Here is a 16,763-nt window from a genome sequence, read left to right as displayed (position 1 = left end):
CATGCAAAATTGTTAAAAGGAAAATGGGTTATTAACAAATCTGCCATGCACTACCTCCGAAAGAAAGTACCTAAAAAATTTTGATTTTGTGAAAATTTTAGTCTAATTTAGTGACAACCAATTATTTAAAACCACAATATCCATTCTGTGCTTAAGCGATTAATCAAACTTCTTAAAAAACTACATATTATGAATTCTTACCCATTATGCGCCAACCACTTTTCAATAGAATGGGGCGGTAAACGTATTGGCGCCAGTGAAATTTCGGGTCTTTCCATTAACCTGCAACCCATTAGTTACAGCGAAGGAACGTTTAGAGCCAATGCCCCCATTGTAATGCCCGGAAAACAAAAAACCAATACCATTGTTTTAAAAAGAGGCATTATGCCGGGCGACAACGAATATTACGACTGGCTTAAATCGGTAAAAGGAAACACCGTTGAACGCCGTGATTTAACCATTTCGTTGCTGAATGAAAACCACGAGCCAGTGGTAACTTGGAAACTAAAAAATGCTTTTCCGGTTAAAATGGAATGGACCGACTTAAACGCTAACAGTAACGAACCCGCTATGGAAATGCTCGAGGTTATGCATGAAGGTATGACAGTTGAAAACGGAGCATAAACAACAATATAAAAACACCCTTTTTAAGGGTGTTTTTATGGTTTTTAAAAGCTTGACTTAAATATTTAAACTCAAATCCAAAAGAGCTACAGCTTCTTTTATTTCTTTTGGAGTTCCATACATTATATAAATTTCATTTCTATAGGCTTCGTAAATATTATCGTCTAATTGCGTTCTATTAATCATCCCTCTAATTCTATTTGAAAACCCATATTTGCTCATAGTCGGTATCCTTTTAAGATCATAATTCAATTTAACAAGATTACCCCTAAAATCCTTATACGCTATACTTTTATCTAATTCGTTAACGCCGATTATCACATTCTTATTAACATCTGTTTTAGGCTGATACAGCCCTAAGGCATTTCCTTGGGTTTCTACATTAGAATCGGAAAGGATAAAAACGGTATTATCTGCTTCCGGAAAACCGCTACCAACACTCTCTTTATCGGTAATAGCCCACTCTCCATTCGTTTTCCTGTAATACAGATAGCTTGTAGCCCACAAACTTCGGTCGTGCCTAAGCGACCAAACACCTGTCATTACATTCATATCCTTGTCGGAACCCGGATGCACACCACTTGGAGCCTTTACGGAAAGGTCTGACTGCACTGCTTTTTCATTCCATAATTTTGTGCCCGAACGATGTTGCTTGATACAATGTCCTGGAGGACGAATGAATGAAATTTGGTAATAATGTTTTATGATACCTATAGAAATTCCATGTTGACCAGAAATATCTTCATAAGTTCCATAATAATCAAATTCGCTTTTAACCTCATCCAGTTGTTTGCCTTCTAAGCCTTCTTCTTCAAGCCCATCTTCATCAGAGTTTCCTCCGTCATTTCTATACGGGTCTTCTCCAATATTTTCCCAACGCGTAAAATCATATTGCCCATCACCATGCCAAAGCGCCATGGGCCTTGGCTCTACAATTAATTTTTTGTTTTCTGATGTTTGTGTAATGGCACATTTTGAACCTAAAGTTTCATAAAACCCCGCTTGAGTTGGATTGTACCGACCGCCATGAGAAGCATCTCTAATCGCCACCTGACCTGCTCTACCATACATATCTGACGACACCCCCATAATATCGCCTAAACCAGGAATGATTACCTCGTTTATCACGCCTCCACCATTTGAGGTAATTCCAATTTGAAAACCTGACGAACCAGATTTTAAATGATGCGTTGTAATTCTTGGATCAGATTCAGATATGATATCAAAAGTCTCCGGCGATTCTGGTGTTTCTTCTGGCTCTTCTAACTCTTCTTCCTGCGGTATTTCAACTTCAGGAGTCTCATCGATATCCGTATTTTTTTGACAATTAAAAAGCAATTGACTTATTAAAAGTAAAATAGTAAGTCTGAATAATTTCATATAGGTATATATTTGATTTACACTAGTAAAACAAATATCACTGAAAGAATTTTTTCATCTATCCTGTAGTATCTGCACCCTTATTATTGCAACGCATTCAACTACATAAAAAATCAATTAACTACACTAAACAAGCCCGTTGAACGAAACCATTTACCCCGCTACTCGCCCGGGAAATCAGCTTTTCGTTTTTCTAAAAAAGCGGTGGTGCCTTCGGTAAAATCAGCCGTTCCAAAGCTGTTTCCAAATTGCTCGATTTCCAGCTCAAAACCATTTACACCATCTTTATAATTGGCATTAACGGCTTTAATGGCCGATGCAATCGCCACCGAAGAGTTATTTAAAATTTTACCCGCTATTTTTTCGCAAAGTGGCAACAGCTCCTCCTGCGAGGTGACGTGGTTTACCAAACCAAATGTTAAGGCTTGTTGGGCATCAATCATCCCGGCAGTCATGATCATTTCCATAGCACGGCCTTTGCCAATAAGTTGCGGCAAGCGCTGCGTACCACCATACCCCGGAATTAGTCCCAAACTCACTTCGGGCAAGCCTAATTTGGCATTATCGCTAGCCACCCGAAAGTGGCAGGCCATGGCCAATTCTAAACCGCCACCTAAAGCAAAACCGTTTACCGCTGCTATAACGGGTTTAGACAGGTTTTCTACAAAATCGAAAAGTATATTTTGTCCGTTAGCCGCCAATTTTGTCCCCTCAGCGACACTGTAATCAGCAAATTCACTGATGTCTGCTCCCGCCACAAAGGCTTTTTCGCCACTACCGGTTACAACAATTACTTTGACGGTTTTGTTGCTATCGGCCGTCTTAAACGCCTCGTGCAACTCTTGAATGGTATCCCGATTTAAAGCGTTAAGTTTTTTAGGTCGGTTTATGGTTATTGTAGCAATACTATTTTTTTCTTCAACTAAAATGTTATTGTAACTCATGGTTTTGTTTTTTATAAAATTTAAATGAAAATTCGCCGTCATTATGACTGTCACGCCGACCGCAGTCGAAGTGCAAATTCAGCACAGCCAAATTTAGGATGAAGACTGCAACGTTTATTTATGCCTTTGGAAAGGTGACCGTAAACGTGGTACCTTGTCCTTTTTCAGTCTCGAATGAGATACTTCCGTTATAGGTTTCCACAATGTTTTTCACCATAGCCAACCCTAGCCCCATTCCGCTGGATTTAGTGGTAAACTTAGGCTCGAAAACCTTGTCAATATTTTCTTCGGAAACCCCCATACCGTTGTCGCTTACGGTAATAACGGCCTGGCTACCTTCCTCAAACACCTTCACTTCTATTTTTCCTGTTTTATGGTCTGGAATGGCCTGAATGGCATTCTTAACCAAATTGGTTACCACGCGAATGAGTTGCGACCTATCGAGCTTGGCGATAACCTCATCGGTACTGGCATTGAAAACTATATGATCTTCATTAAAAATATCTAACGCTAATTTAACAATTTTTACCACGTTTAGCGTTTCGTTTTGCTGCGCCGGCATTTTGGCAAAGTTTGAAAATGCCGAAGCAATAGCGCTCATGGTATCGATTTGCTGGATTAGGGTTTTGCTGTATTCATCTACTTTTTGATGGATATTTTCATCTTCGGGATTAAACTTCCGTTGGAAATTTTGCACCGTTAGCCTCATGGGCGTCAACGGATTTTTAATTTCGTGCGCCACTTGTTTGGCCATTTCGCGCCAAGCCTGTTCGCGCTCACTACGCGCCAGCTGCACAGCACTTTCTTCCAACTCATCAATCATACTGTTGTACGAGTTCACCAAAGTGGTAATTTCTTCACTGGTATCGTTCACCTCAATTTTTTCGTTCCTTTTTTCCAACCTCGTGGTGTTGATTTTGTCGCTAATGGTTTTAAGCGATTTGGTAATGTACTTTGAAAGTAAAAAGGCAATGGCAATAGCCATAAGCAATACCAGTGCAAAGGCATACCCCAAACGAGTTAAAAACTCTTCGAGTTCTTTATCGAGAAAATCGTCTTTTTCTAAATACGGAATATTTAAAATGGCCAACGGTTTCGATTTTTGATCTAAAATAAAGGTGTACGACGATTGGAAAATCTCGCCGTTTTCCTCATGCTTATCGACGTAACGGTGCCTGGCGACTTCTATTTCGCTATTGAACTCCACCGTATTGTTTATGGCATTTAAAATATTGGCACTAATGCATTTGTCGGCGGCACTGGTTTGCAACCCTGCTTTTGAAGTAATCAGCAATCCACCTTCCAAATCGTAAATGTTAATCTGCAATTTATGAATGTCGGCAATATTGTAGATTTCTTCTTTAAAAATAAACGGAATATTTTCGGTTTTTACCTCCCAAGTATTTTGCCTGCCGTTAATAACCCGTTTTATATGCGCCTGTACACTACCTTCTTTCCGCTCCAAACGGCCTTCGTGGTAATCTTTACTTTGCTCCCTGTATTGATATATGGCCACCGCAGCGATAAGCACCGATGCCAAAATAACCAACAAAATCATGGCCAGGAAAATACGGGTTCGTAAGGAGAGTTTTTTTAGTTTCATTCGGAACAATAAAGCCTAAATATAGCAATAATCGAACCAAACAGCTTGTATTAAATCTCAAAATAGTAAAATTCCAAACCCCAATTATTATCGCTTTAGAATTTGGTTTTTGTGATTTCAGATTGGTTTTAAGCCTCCGGATTTTTTTCCCGAATGTTTTTATAAATTTTAAAACCGAGCATAATAAGAATACACAAAACGAAGATGCCCACAATGCCCCAAACCCAGTTAATAGCACTTTTCAACACCACCAGAAATACCACAGCAAACAGGATAAAGGTTGCTCCTTCGTTCCAGATGCGCATAAAACTGGAAGATTTTTTAACCACATCGTTTTGCAATTGTTTAAAATATTGATGGGTTTTTAAATGGTAAACAATGAGCAGAACCACAAAAGCCAACTTTACGTGCATCCAACCTTGCTGCAGCCAATACGGCTGTAAAATGAGTAACCAAATAGCAAAAACAGTCGCTAAAATGGCTGATGGCCAAGTTATGATATACCACAACCGTTTGGCCATTAATTTTAGCTGCTTCCCCAATATTTCCTTTTCGGGGGAAGGTTTATGGAAGGCTTCAATTTGATAAACAAATAAACGCGGAATGTAAAACAAACCGGCAAACCAGGTGATTACAAAAATGAGATGGAAGGATTTGATGTAAGCGTAATATTCCATAACTATTGGTTTATTGCTGAAGCGTTATTTTTAGGCTTTAAATTCTTGATAATTTCGCGATTTAAAAAGTAACCGGTAACTATAGTGGCCAAAACATCGGAAACAGGGAAAGACACCCACACACCAAGTTCTCCATAAAACAAAGGTAATATTAAAATGAGTGGGATAAAGAAAAATCCTTGCCGGCACAAGGTAAGCAACAAGGCTTGTTTGGCCTTTCCAATGGCCTGAAAATAAGCCGCTCCGATAAGTTGCCAAGCAATAATGGGCGTTGCGGCAAACACCCAACGCATTGCTGGCGGCGTTTCTTTAATCACTTCGGCGTCATCGGTAAACAGTTTGGTAATGGCTTCAGGAAAAACCATAAGCAAGATAAATATTATCGTAGCCAATCCAGCGGCATATTTAATCGCGGTATTTATAGTTTGCCTTACCCGGTTGTATTTCAAAGCACCATAATTGAAACCCGCAATGGGCAAAAACCCTTGGGTGATGCCATAAACCGGAAACAACGCAAACATAAGCATGCGTCCTACAATAGCATAGGCCGTTACCGAGGTCTCTCCGCCCAAATTGAACAGAATATTATTCATAAACAGATAAGTGATACTCACCACGGCTTGTCTTGCCAAGGTTACAAAACCCAACGAACTTATTTCCTTTACGATAGGTCTGTCCAGCCCAAAATGCGAAAAATTGATTTTTAATTCGGAATGTTTAGACAGAAAGAACCAAAAAATAAACGCAAAACATAACAAATACGAGCCCGTTGTAGCCCATGCAGCACCGTGCATGCCCCAATCAAAAACATTTATAAAAAGGTAATCGAGCAGCAAGTTTGACACCGACGGAATTACCATAGCATACATGGCAAATTTGGGTTTGCCTTCCGCACGAATTACGGTGTTCCCCATCATGCTTAACGCCAGAAACGGTACGCCGTAGAGCACTATGGTGTAATAGATTTTTGCAGGCTCTAAAATAGCCCCTTTACCACCAAAAGCCGGAATAATGCCTTCAACAAACCACAACCCCACAATAACCATCGTTACAGTCAACAATAAAGTGAGCGTTATTTGGTTTCCGAAGGTTTTGAGTGCTTTTCCTTTATTTTCAGCACCAAGTGCCCGAGATATTATGGACGACCCGCCCACACCAATACTCATACCCAAGGCCGCAATAAAAAACGACACGGGGAGCACGACGTTAATAGCCGCAATGGCCACAGCACCAATCCAGTTACCCACAAAAATAGTATCGACCAAGATATTAAGCGACATCACCAAAATACCAATAGACGCCGGAACCGCTTGTTTTATTAGTAATTTGCCTATAGGCTCTGTTCCTAAATCTTGTGACGAAATTTTTGCCATTAACCCACCTCAATATCGGTTGTAGCCCATTCGTTAATCCACTTAGAGAGTAAATCCACAAAGGCTTTATCGTCATTTAAACAGGGCACGGTGGTGTATGCCTTTCCGCCCACTTCATGGAAAATTTCCTGACCTTCCATAGCGATCTCTTCCAAAGTTTCCAAACAATCGCTCACAAATGCCGGAGTTACAATAGCCATATTTTTCACGCCTTGTTTTCCCAATCGCTCAATGGTTCGGTCGGTATAGGGCAGCAACCATGGATCAAAGCCTAAACGCGACTGGAATGAGGTGGAGTATGTCCCTTCCTCCAACTGAAGCCTTTCGGCCACCAAGCGAGTTACTTCCAAACATTGGTGGCGATAACAAAATTCGTGTGCCTTGCTTGGTGTTACGCAGCAACTGCCGTCGATTTTACAATGCGATTTGGTCACGTCACTTTTTCTGATGTGCCGTTCGGGAACACCATGGTATGAAAACAGTAAATGCTCGTACTTCTTGCCTTCCAAATGACGTTTTATGGAATCCGACAGCACCTCAATATAATCGGGCTTATTGTAGAATGCCGGCACCGATTCTATTTTTAACTGCGGAAAATGCTTTTGACGAAGCTCCTCGGCCAAAACCGTAATGGTTTCAGTGGTTGCCATCGCAAACTGTGGGTATAATGGAAACAACAGAACCTCTTCCACACCTTTATCGACCAATTCCTGAAGCCCATTTTTAATGGTCATGCTACCATAGCGCATGGCCAAAGCCACAGGTACCTCTACCTGTTTTTGTATTTTATTTTGGAGCCTTTCTGAAATAACGATAAGTGGCGACCCTTCCTCCCACCAAATTTTTTGGTATGCCGCTGCCGATTGCTTGGGGCGGGTTTTTAAAATAATGCCTTTAACCAAAGCCGTGCGCGCCACGAGCGGAATATCAATTACCCTTTCGTCCATTAAAAATTCGCCCAAATATTTTTTAACATCTTTGGGCGTAGGGCTATCGGGCGACCCCAAATTGACCAGTAAAATTCCTTTTTCCATATTCTATTTTTTTAGATCTTTCAGGTTTTTACTTTGACTATACTCGGCAGAAGCAAAACCTCAAAGGCCTGTATTTTATCTATCTCTTTAAGCAATAAAAAATACCACCCAATACATGCTGTTTAAATTCCGGATTGGAATATATTTCAATAGTATGGCCCAATCCCGTGTAAAACATGCGCCCGCCATCATACTCCCCATACCAAGCAATGGGATGATAATCGCCATGCTTACCGCCTACGTAACTCGACTCATCTACTGTTAACAGCACTTTTAAATCGGGGCTCATATCTCTGTAATTGTACCACTCGTCATAAAGCACCCACGGACTTTTTAAATGTTTTGTAGACTGATGTGCAGCATCCTCAACATGAACGTGGGCTTCACAATGCTTGGGGTGGTCTAGAAAATAAGCTCCCACCAGCTTACCATACCAAGGCCAATTGTATTCTGTATTAGTAGCAGAATGCACACCCATAAAGCTTCCGCCGTTATTTATATAGGTTTTGAAAGCCTGCTCCTGAGCGGCGCTAAACACATTACCCGTGGTACTCAAAAAAACAATGGCATCGAAATCTTTTAAACCTTCATTTGAAAACACATTCGAATCTTCGGTATGCGTAACCTTAAATTTATTTTCTTTTCCTAATTGCCGAATGACCTCCACCCCTGTCTCAATCGATTTGTGTCTGAACCCTTCTGTTTTTGAAAACACCAAAACACTCTCGGGCGCTTTACACGACAAAACCATTACGCTTAAAAGCAAAAATAAAATGGTTTTCATTGATTTGAATGCATGTTTCAAAATATTATTCTATCGTTGGATTATTGAAATTGATTATTTGCTTTTACTAAGCGCTTTTTGCTGATGATAGAGCTTTGGCCGATCTTCATTATAATCGCAATCTTGAAATATACCACAAGACACATTGGTACGCGCCAACGACTTGGTATTTTGGTCTCCATATTGCTTGGATAAAGCTTCTATTTCTGGACTTAAATATTTCATAAGCATAAAATGTTCTAATTTAAAGACATGATATATTTTTTTGGCGTGGTGCCGTATTTCTTTTTAAAGGCCGAAATAAAATGGCTGGATGTACTGTAACCCACCTTATGCCCTACTTCGTTCACATTATTTTCGCCCGACTCCAATAGTTTTCGTGCCACTTCCATTTTATAGTCGAATAAAAAACTAAAAACTGAATCGCCATAAATCTGTTTAAAGCCTTCTTTCAGTTTTTTAAGGCTCAGGCCAATTTCATCGGCCAACTCTTGCAAACTTGGCGGCTCGGCCATGCGTGAAACGATAATATCTTTCGCCTTTCTTATTTTTATCACGTTGGTTTCATCCACCAAAAACGGGCACTGCTCGACATCGGCATCTTCGCTCCTGTTAAAATACAGGCTCAGCAACTCGTAGGCCTTGCCCTTAAAATACAACGGTTTTATGGATGTATTAAGGTTATAGTTGATAATCTGATTGAGCACAATAGCCATGGATGGTGAAATAACCCCATCTTTATAATATTTTTTGTGACGGTTGTCTTCACTTAAAAACGTGATATAATCAGCCTCTTGCGAAAACAACCCATGGAATTTTTTAATAGAAATCAAAATGGAAACCATCCATGAATGCGGATTAATCTCTAAATCGATAGGCAAATCGCGCTGCGGATTGTACAGCAGCAACGAGTTTTCTTCGAGAATATTCAATCGGTAACGCCCTTCATTGAAAACGAACTGTCCAGAACCCTTCACACAGAAATGAAATTGTATATAATCGCTATCTATTTCTTTTGCAAGGTTTTGCACTTCACTCGCCTCGTTCTTAAACGCCAAAACCATAAAGCCATCTTCTATTCTGGTTTCTTCAAAAGAACTTTTGGCGATACTTTTTCCTGGTTTGATTTCTTTATTCATAGTTGTTTTATTTAGACTGATTCTAAACTAAACGCTTAAAACCAGCCTAATACACTACAAAAATATGACATTTATCAGGTTTTACGAAAAAACACCCTGAAAAAACCACAAACGATATTAAAAGTTCTCTTAGCGTTATTTTTTTCAAATTCGACATCCTATTTTTGCTCCACATTTCAGGTATTAGCATGCAGAAGTACAATATTTCACGTAGTCATTATTTTTACGCCATTGGCTTAAGTTACAAAAAGGCCGACGCCGATATTCGTGGGCGTTTTAGTTTAGATGATGACTCCAAACAAGCTCTTCTTGCCCAAGCAAAAGAAAACAACATTGAAAGCTTGGTGGTTACTTCTACCTGTAACCGTACCGAGATTTATGGTTTTGCACAGCATCCTTTTCAACTTATACAATTGCTTTGCGACAACACCAATGGTACGGTTGACGAATTCCAGAAAGTAGCGTACGTTTACAAAAACAAAGAGGCTATTACCCACATGTTTCGTGTAGGTTCTGGGTTGGACAGCCAAATTTTGGGTGATTTTGAAATCATAAGTCAATTAAAAACCAGCGCCAAGTTATCGCGCAAGCACGGTTTACTGAACCACTTTACCGAACGTTTGGTAAACGCCGTAATACAAGCAAGCAAGCGCATAAAAACCGAAACCGATATTTCTTCTGGCGCCACTTCGGTATCATTTGCATCGGTGCAATATATTCTCAACTCGGTTGAAGATGTTGCCAACAAAAACATTTTACTTTTCGGAACAGGAAAAATTGGACGAAACACTTGCGAAAATTTGGTGAAACACACCAAAAATGAGCATATCACCCTAATTAACCGCACCAAGGATAAAGCGGAAAGAATTGGCGGAAAGTTCAATTTAGTGGTTAAGGATTATGCCAATTTGCAGGAAGAAATCAACCAATCGGATATCCTTATTGTCGCTACTGGTGCACAGCGCCCAACTATCGACAAACATTTAATTCAGTCTAAAAAACCATTATTGATTTTAGATTTGTCCATCCCCAAAAATGTGGACAGTAATGTTAAGGAATTGCACAATGTGCAGTTGATACATTTGGATTATCTTTCTAAAATTACCGATGAAACCTTAGAAGCCAGAAAACAGCATATCCCTTCGGCAGAAGCCATTATTGAAGAGGTAAAAACTGAATTCAACAGTTGGTTGGAAACCCGCAAATTCGCCCCAACCATTAAAGCCTTAAAACATAAGCTCTCTGATTTTGCAGCTGCAGAATTAGATACCCAACGCCGAAAAAATGCCGATTTCAATGAAGCTCAAGCGGCGTTAATCAGCAATAACATCATTCAAAAAATAACCAATCACTTTGCGCATCATCTAAAGGATGACAATATTTCGACGGACGACAGCCTCGAACTTATTAAAAAAGTGTTTCAGTTAGAAGAATCTCCAAAAGCGAATGTCTAAAACCATTAGAATTGGCACGCGCGATAGTGAATTAGCACTGTGGCAGGCCAAAACCGTACAAAAACAACTTGAACATTTAGGACACAAAACCGAATTGGTTCCGGTAAAATCGACGGGCGACATTGTTCTCGATAAGCCCCTCTACGAAATGGGTATTACGGGTATTTTTACGCGTACCCTCGATATTGCTATGCTAAACCACGATATCGATATTGCCGTGCACTCTTTAAAAGACGTACCCACGTTGCTCCCAAAAGGCATTGTGCAAGTGGCTGTTTTAAAACGTGGTAATGTAAACGATACTTTGGTTTTTAAGCACAACGAAGAGTTTTTAGGCGCCAAAGAAGCCGTAGTGGCCACAGGCAGTTTACGCCGTAGGGCACAATGGCTAAACCGCTTCCCAACGCATACCATTGTAGATTTGCGAGGCAACGTTAATTCACGTCTCCAAAAATTAAAGGACAACGAATGGAACGGCGCTATTTTTGCCGCTGCCGGAATTGGCCGTATTGGCATTCGTCCAGAGGAATCAATTAACCTAGATTGGATGATTCCCGCTCCCGCCCAAGGCGCTATAATGATAACGGCTTTGGATGAGGATGAATTTGTAAAAAATGCCTGTGCCGAACTCAACCACGAGGAAACCGAAATTTGCACCACCATTGAACGCCAATTTTTAAACAAATTGGAAGGTGGCTGCACCGCTCCCATTGGTGCATTGGCGTATATTAAAGATGAAGAAGTACACTTTAAAGGCGTATTGCTAAGTGAAGATGGCTCGAAACGCATTGATGTGACCCGAGTTAAAAAGCTGGGTGAACACAACGACATGGCGCAATTCTGTGCCGATTTTGTGATTGAACGCGGCGGAAAACGTTTAATGGACAACATTAAAAACGCAACGAAGAAAACCAACGTGTTTTCTACCAAATCACTTACCGAAGACCAACGTTTACTGTTTAATGAAAAGGTGGTTACAGAAAGCACCGATTTTATAAAAATCAGCTTAAACCGCATCCATCCTCGTTTTCTGAGAAACGAAATACAAAACGTTATCATTACCAGTAAAAATGCGGTGGAAGCGTTGACGACCAATTTTTCGGCCACCGAATTGCAATTCAAAAACATTTATTGTGTTGGGCGAAGAACCAAACGCCTTATTGAAAAGAAAATTGGCAAAGTTACACACGTCGAAAAAAACGCTGAACATTTAGCCAAATACCTTATCGACTTTATTGAAGGCACCGAAGTCACCTATTTTTGTAGCGATTTAAGGCTTGACACGTTACCTACTGTTTTAGAGGAAAACCACATAAAAGTAAATGAAATTGAAGCCTACCAAACCAAATACGATGGGCAAAAAGTAGAAGAGACCGTTGAAGGCGTGATGTTTTACAGTCCGTCAACCGTGGAAAGCTTTGTTCAAAAAAACAACAAAGAAGTGATTGCTTTTTGCATTGGCGACACCACAGCAAAAGAGGCCCAAAAGCATTTTAGTGACGTAAGAGTGGCCAAAGTACCAACCGTAGAAAGTGTTATTGAGTTGGTAAATGAATATTATGTATAATTAGCCAATAGTTGCTGGTCGTTAGTTACAAAACCAACGACTAGCAACTAACGACTAACGACTAACAACTATGATTAAGAACGATTTATTTTTACGCGCATTAAAAGGAGAAACCGTAAACCGTCCGCCGGTATGGATGATGCGCCAAGCTGGGCGTTATTTACCAGAATTCATGGCCATACGTGAGAAATACGACTTTTTCACCCGCTGCCGCACACCAGAATTGGCCAGTGAAATCACGGTGCAGCCCATCCGCCGTTACGGTATGGATGCCGCCATCCTTTTTAGCGATATTTTGGTCATTCCGCAGGCTATGAATATTGAGGTTCAGATGAAACCTAATTTTGGCCCATATTTACCTAACCCCGTACGTACCTCAAAAGATGTTGAAAATGTAGTGGTGCCCGATGTAAAAGTTGAATTGGATTATGTTTATCAAGCTATAAAAGCCACCAAGGAACTCCTTAATGACGATATTCCACTTATCGGTTTCGCCGGTTCTCCATGGACCATTTTGTGCTACTGCGTGCAAGGCCAAGGCAGCAAAACTTTTGATAAAGCCAAAGAATTTTGCTTTACCAATCCTGTGGCCGCCCACAAACTGCTTCAAAAAATAACCGATACCACCATCGCTTATTTAAAGGAAAAAGTAAAAGCAGGATGTAACGCCGTGCAAGTATTCGATTCTTGGGGCGGCATGTTATCGCCAACCGATTATCAGGAATTTTCATGGCAATACATCAACCAAATTATTGAAGCCTTAAAGGATGATGCTCCCGTTATCGCCTTTGGTAAAGGTTGCTGGTTTGCCCTCCACGACATGGCACAAAGCAACGCTTCTGCATTAGGTATCGATTGGACTTGTTCAGCAAGAAACGCTCGTTATTTAACCGGTGGAAATGTTACGCTGCAAGGTAATTTCGACCCCGCACGCTTGCTCTCGCCACCTTCCGAAATCAAGAAAATGGTACACCAAATGATTAATGAGTTTGGAAAAGACAAATACATTGTAAATTTAGGCCACGGCATTTTACCGAATATTCCTTTGGAGAACGCCAAGGCTTTTGTTGATGCGGTAAAAGAATACGAAGTATAATTGTCATTACGAGGAACGTAGTGACGTGGTAATCTGTTCAATGAAAAGATTGCCGCATCACGCCCAAAAGCGTGATTCGCAAAGACGCAAACAATTATGATCAAAAACATAATTTCGGGCATTAAAGCATATTTTGGGGCTTTTGGTTTAATTTCCAAGCTCAAACTTTGGAAATATTTCGCTATACCCATGGCTATTAGTTTTATTACCGCTGTTATTATTTTTGGTTCAGCTTACGGGCTTTCGGATAACATTGGAAATTTCATCTCCAAAATCTGGATTTGGGATTGGGGCAAAGAAACCTTTTCAACCATCAGCACCTTTATTGGCGGTTTAATCATTTTAGTTATCGGACTCATTCTTTTTAAACATATTATTATGGCGCTTTCGGCACCATTCATGAGTCCCGTTTCCGAAAAGATTGAAGCACATTTTACCGGCAATGTTTCACATTCGCACAGAAACACCTCATTTGCCCAACAATTGTGGCGAGGCATCAAAATAAACGGCAGGAACTTAATTCTGGAATTATTACTTACCATTCCCATTCTGTTATTAAAATTCATTCCGGTCGTTAACATTTTTTCAACGGTATTGCTCTTCTTGGTGCAAGCTTACTACGCTGGTTTTGGTAACATAGATTACACTTTAGAGCGTCATTTCCAATATCGAAAAAGCATTCAGTTTGTTCGAAAAAATCGAGGATTCGCCATTGGCAATGGCATTATTTTTATATTGTTTTTATTAGTTCCGGTAATTGGTGTAATTTTAGTACTTCCTTTATCGGTTACCGCAGCATCAAGTCAAACAATTAAAATTTTGCAGACAGAAAAACACTTAACACCTTATGGTTAAGAAACTAATCTTATCACCTATTCAAAAATTTATAAACATTGAAAGTTTCAGTGGTACCTTGTTGCTTTTTGCAACGATTTTAGCCTTAATATGGGCCAATTCACCATTTTCTGAAAGCTATCAATCACTATGGCAATACAAGTTTGGATTCACCAGTCAAAACTTCGAGCTAAATAAACCACTGATTTTGTGGATCAACGATGGTTTAATGGCCATTTTCTTCTTTTTAATAGGGTTAGAAATAAAACGTGAATTTCTTATCGGCGAACTCAATTCTCTCAAAAAGCTAGCCTTTCCCCTTTATGGTGCCTTGGGCGGGATTATTATGCCTGTTCTTTTGTTTTTTATATTAAACAAAACTCCAGAAACCCAACAAGGCTGGGGTATTTCTATGGCAACCGACATCGCATTTTCTTTAGCGCTGCTTAAAGCACTTGGAAACAGAGTGCCGTTAAGCCTAAAAATATTTTTAACGGCTTTTGCCATAGTAGACGATTTGGGCGCTGTACTTGTTATTGCCATTTTTTACAGCAGCAATATTCAAGCAACTATGCTGTTTGTTGCCTTTATTTTATTGGCTGTACTCTATTTTCTGTCGTATCGCGGATACTTTTCAAAATTCGTAATGGTGTTTTTGGGCATCATCATTTGGACCCTCTTTTTAAAATCGGGCATACACCCTACCTTGGCCGGAATTTTATTGGCATTTTCCGTACCTATTAGGCAAAGAATAAAAACCCCACAGTTTATCGACAACTTAGTAAACATCACCAATAACATAAAAGCTGCCAGCATTTTAGAAAAACCCATTTTATCGAAAGAACAAATTCGTGAGATTGACAACCTAGAGGATTGGACCAATAAATACCAATCGCCATTACAGCATTTAGAGCACAACTTGCACGATTGGGTAGCCTATTTTATAATTCCGATATTTGCGCTAGCCAATGCTGGGGTTGCCATTAACACCAACATGAATATAGAAATCAACTTAGTAACCAATATCGCCATATGTTTGGTTTTAGGAAAAAGCATTGGTATATCGGCTATCGTTTTTCTAGCCAAAAAGCTTAAACTTATTGAAATCCCGTCAGACATTAGTAACCAACAAATTATTGGCGTATCCTTTTTAGCCGGAATAGGTTTCACTATGGCTATTTTTATTGCCAGCCTTGCTTTTATGGAAAGCCCCAAATACATTGATTCTGCAAAAATTGGAATCCTAATAGGCTCGGTAATTGCAGCAATAATAGGCTATTTAGTTTTGCGTTTTAAAAAATAATAATGAAAGACAAATTCTATCAGTACATACAAGAATTACAGGACGTCATCACTTCAAAACTCGAAGCGATTGATGGTAAAGCCCAATTCAAGCAAGATATCTGGGAACGGCCCGAAGGCGGTGGCGGCCGAACTAGAGTGATTGAAAACGGAAACGTTTTTGAAAAAGGAGGCGTAAATATTTCTGGCGTACATGGCAAATTACCAAAATCGATGCAGAACTATTTTAAAGTGGGTGATGTAGATTTTTTTGCCTGCGGATTAAGTTTGGTGCTCCATCCCAAAAACCCTATGGTTCCTACCGTACATGCTAATTGGCGTTATTTCGAAATGTACCCTTCGGCTCCGCTCAGGGCAGGTGAACCTAAAAAGATAATAGATCAATGGTTTGGGGGCGGCCAAGATTTAACGCCCTATTATTTATTTGAAGAAGACGCCAAGCATTTTCACGAAACGTGTAAAATGGCTTGCGATAAGCACAATCCGGATTTTTACCCCAATTACAAAGCCCGTTGCGACGAGTATTTTTATAACGAACACCGCAACGAAGCCAGAGGCATTGGTGGTTTGTTTTTCGATTATTGTAAAGCAACCGACGATATGACCATGGAAAATTGGTACGATTTTGTTACTGAAGTGGGCAATAGCTTTTTAGAAGCCTATGTACCCATTGTTGAAAAACGAAAGGATTTACCATACACGCAAGCGCAACGCGATTGGCAGGAAATACGTCGTGGGCGCTATGTAGAATTCAATTTGGTGCACGACAAAGGCACCCTGTTTGGCTTGAAAACCAACGGCCGCATTGAAAGTATTTTAATGAGTTTGCCCCCACATGTGCAATGGGTTTACGACCATAATCCAAAATCTGGCAGCGAAGAAGAAAAACTACTTGAAGTTTTAAAAAACCCGAAAGATTGGGTTTAAAACAAATCAAAATAAACATTTACAG

Annotated in this window: 16 protein-coding genes; 7 read left to right on the top strand and 9 right to left on the bottom strand. The window is 40.0% G+C overall.

The window, feature by feature from the left end; all coding sequences use genetic code 11:
* Window positions 1-189 precede the first annotated feature (189 nt).
* Window positions 190-624: a phage tail protein gene (locus ABI125_01755; GenBank protein ID XCF06595.1), complete on the top strand. Its 435-nt coding sequence runs from the start codon at window positions 190-192 to the stop codon at window positions 622-624.
* A 57-nt stretch (window positions 625-681) separates the two neighbouring features.
* Here ABI125_01755 and ABI125_01750 read toward each other — a convergent pair whose 3' ends face one another.
* The 9 genes from ABI125_01750 to ABI125_01710 all read right to left on the bottom strand — a co-directional run bounded on the left by ABI125_01750 (window position 682) and on the right by ABI125_01710 (window position 9,558).
* Window positions 682-2,004, bottom strand: coding sequence for a hypothetical protein (locus ABI125_01750; protein ID XCF06594.1), 1,323 nt, complete (start codon window positions 2,002-2,004; stop codon window positions 682-684).
* A gap of 161 nt (window positions 2,005-2,165) precedes the next feature.
* Window positions 2,166-2,948, bottom strand: a complete 783-nt coding sequence (locus ABI125_01745; GenBank protein XCF06593.1) for an enoyl-CoA hydratase-related protein — start codon at window positions 2,946-2,948, stop codon at window positions 2,166-2,168.
* Window positions 2,949-3,066: 118 nt separating this feature from the next.
* The gene (locus ABI125_01740) at window positions 3,067-4,551 is read right to left on the bottom strand and encodes an ATP-binding protein (protein XCF06592.1); all 1,485 of its coding nucleotides are present in this window, start codon (window positions 4,549-4,551) and stop codon (window positions 3,067-3,069) included.
* A 128-nt stretch (window positions 4,552-4,679) separates the two neighbouring features.
* Window positions 4,680-5,228, bottom strand: coding sequence for a CopD family protein (locus ABI125_01735; GenBank protein ID XCF06591.1), 549 nt, complete (start codon window positions 5,226-5,228; stop codon window positions 4,680-4,682).
* Between the two features lie 2 nt (window positions 5,229-5,230).
* The gene (locus ABI125_01730; GenBank protein XCF06590.1) at window positions 5,231-6,601 is read right to left on the bottom strand and encodes an MATE family efflux transporter; all 1,371 of its coding nucleotides are present in this window, start codon (window positions 6,599-6,601) and stop codon (window positions 5,231-5,233) included.
* On the bottom strand, window positions 6,601-7,635 hold the full coding sequence (gene hemH, locus ABI125_01725; protein ID XCF06589.1) for a ferrochelatase: 1,035 nt from the start codon (window positions 7,633-7,635) through the stop codon (window positions 6,601-6,603). The genes ABI125_01730 and hemH overlap by 1 nt, the downstream gene beginning before the upstream one ends.
* A 79-nt stretch (window positions 7,636-7,714) precedes the next feature.
* Window positions 7,715-8,419, bottom strand: a complete 705-nt coding sequence (locus ABI125_01720; protein ID XCF06588.1) for a ThuA domain-containing protein — start codon at window positions 8,417-8,419, stop codon at window positions 7,715-7,717.
* Window positions 8,420-8,473: 54 nt separating this feature from the next.
* Entirely contained in the window at window positions 8,474-8,644 is a 171-nt protein-coding gene (locus ABI125_01715) for a hypothetical protein (protein ID XCF06587.1), read from the bottom strand.
* Window positions 8,645-8,658: 14 nt separating this feature from the next.
* The gene (locus ABI125_01710; protein XCF06586.1) at window positions 8,659-9,558 is read right to left on the bottom strand and encodes an AraC family transcriptional regulator; all 900 of its coding nucleotides are present in this window, start codon (window positions 9,556-9,558) and stop codon (window positions 8,659-8,661) included.
* Window positions 9,559-9,746: 188 nt separating this feature from the next.
* On the opposite strand from ABI125_01710, the gene hemA reads away from it, so the two are divergent.
* The 6 genes from hemA (at window position 9,747) to hemF (ending at window position 16,738) form a co-directional block, all read left to right on the top strand.
* On the top strand, window positions 9,747-11,012 hold the full coding sequence (gene hemA, locus ABI125_01705) for a glutamyl-tRNA reductase (protein ID XCF07861.1): 1,266 nt from the start codon (window positions 9,747-9,749) through the stop codon (window positions 11,010-11,012).
* Complete coding sequence (hemC, locus tag ABI125_01700) at window positions 11,005-12,579, top strand: hydroxymethylbilane synthase (protein XCF06585.1); 1,575 nt, start codon at window positions 11,005-11,007, stop codon at window positions 12,577-12,579. The genes hemA and hemC overlap by 8 nt, the downstream gene beginning before the upstream one ends.
* 70 nt (window positions 12,580-12,649) lie before the next feature.
* A complete protein-coding gene (gene hemE / locus ABI125_01695) occupies window positions 12,650-13,675 on the top strand; it encodes a uroporphyrinogen decarboxylase (GenBank protein ID XCF06584.1) in 1,026 nt (341 codons plus the stop codon).
* Window positions 13,676-13,771: 96 nt separating this feature from the next.
* The gene (locus tag ABI125_01690; GenBank protein XCF06583.1) at window positions 13,772-14,530 is read left to right on the top strand and encodes an EI24 domain-containing protein; all 759 of its coding nucleotides are present in this window, start codon (window positions 13,772-13,774) and stop codon (window positions 14,528-14,530) included.
* The gene (nhaA, locus tag ABI125_01685) at window positions 14,523-15,812 is read left to right on the top strand and encodes a Na+/H+ antiporter NhaA (GenBank protein XCF06582.1); all 1,290 of its coding nucleotides are present in this window, start codon (window positions 14,523-14,525) and stop codon (window positions 15,810-15,812) included. The genes ABI125_01690 and nhaA overlap by 8 nt, the downstream gene beginning before the upstream one ends.
* A gap of 2 nt (window positions 15,813-15,814) precedes the next feature.
* On the top strand, window positions 15,815-16,738 hold the full coding sequence (gene hemF / locus ABI125_01680) for an oxygen-dependent coproporphyrinogen oxidase (GenBank protein ID XCF06581.1): 924 nt from the start codon (window positions 15,815-15,817) through the stop codon (window positions 16,736-16,738).
* Window positions 16,739-16,763 lie beyond the last annotated feature (25 nt).

It is taken from the genome of Tamlana crocina (genome assembly GCA_040429635.1).
GTDB lineage: Bacteria > Bacteroidota > Bacteroidia > Flavobacteriales > Flavobacteriaceae > Flavisericum > Flavisericum crocinum.
This window is presented reverse-complemented; position numbering and strand designations above follow the sequence as displayed.

What these genes read in the sequence shown, in the direction of transcription:
- ABI125_01755 (XCF06595.1), top strand. Translation starts at nt 190, where the DNA reads ATGAATTCTTACCCATTATGCGCCAACCACTTTTCAATAGAATGGGGC.
- ABI125_01750 (XCF06594.1), bottom strand. Translation starts at nt 2,004, where the DNA reads ATGAAATTATTCAGACTTACTATTTTACTTTTAATAAGTCAATTGCTT.
- ABI125_01745 (XCF06593.1), bottom strand. Translation starts at nt 2,948, where the DNA reads ATGAGTTACAATAACATTTTAGTTGAAGAAAAAAATAGTATTGCTACA.
- ABI125_01740 (XCF06592.1), bottom strand. Translation starts at nt 4,551, where the DNA reads ATGAAACTAAAAAAACTCTCCTTACGAACCCGTATTTTCCTGGCCATG.
- ABI125_01735 (XCF06591.1), bottom strand. Translation starts at nt 5,228, where the DNA reads ATGGAATATTACGCTTACATCAAATCCTTCCATCTCATTTTTGTAATC.
- ABI125_01730 (XCF06590.1), bottom strand. Translation starts at nt 6,601, where the DNA reads ATGGCAAAAATTTCGTCACAAGATTTAGGAACAGAGCCTATAGGCAAA.
- hemH (XCF06589.1), bottom strand. Translation starts at nt 7,635, where the DNA reads ATGGAAAAAGGAATTTTACTGGTCAATTTGGGGTCGCCCGATAGCCCT.
- ABI125_01720 (XCF06588.1), bottom strand. Translation starts at nt 8,419, where the DNA reads ATGAAAACCATTTTATTTTTGCTTTTAAGCGTAATGGTTTTGTCGTGT.
- ABI125_01715 (XCF06587.1), bottom strand. Translation starts at nt 8,644, where the DNA reads ATGAAATATTTAAGTCCAGAAATAGAAGCTTTATCCAAGCAATATGGA.
- ABI125_01710 (XCF06586.1), bottom strand. Translation starts at nt 9,558, where the DNA reads ATGAATAAAGAAATCAAACCAGGAAAAAGTATCGCCAAAAGTTCTTTT.
- hemA (XCF07861.1), top strand. Translation starts at nt 9,747, where the DNA reads ATGCAGAAGTACAATATTTCACGTAGTCATTATTTTTACGCCATTGGC.
- hemC (XCF06585.1), top strand. Translation starts at nt 11,005, where the DNA reads ATGTCTAAAACCATTAGAATTGGCACGCGCGATAGTGAATTAGCACTG.
- hemE (XCF06584.1), top strand. Translation starts at nt 12,650, where the DNA reads ATGATTAAGAACGATTTATTTTTACGCGCATTAAAAGGAGAAACCGTA.
- ABI125_01690 (XCF06583.1), top strand. Translation starts at nt 13,772, where the DNA reads ATGATCAAAAACATAATTTCGGGCATTAAAGCATATTTTGGGGCTTTT.
- nhaA (XCF06582.1), top strand. Translation starts at nt 14,523, where the DNA reads ATGGTTAAGAAACTAATCTTATCACCTATTCAAAAATTTATAAACATT.
- hemF (XCF06581.1), top strand. Translation starts at nt 15,815, where the DNA reads ATGAAAGACAAATTCTATCAGTACATACAAGAATTACAGGACGTCATC.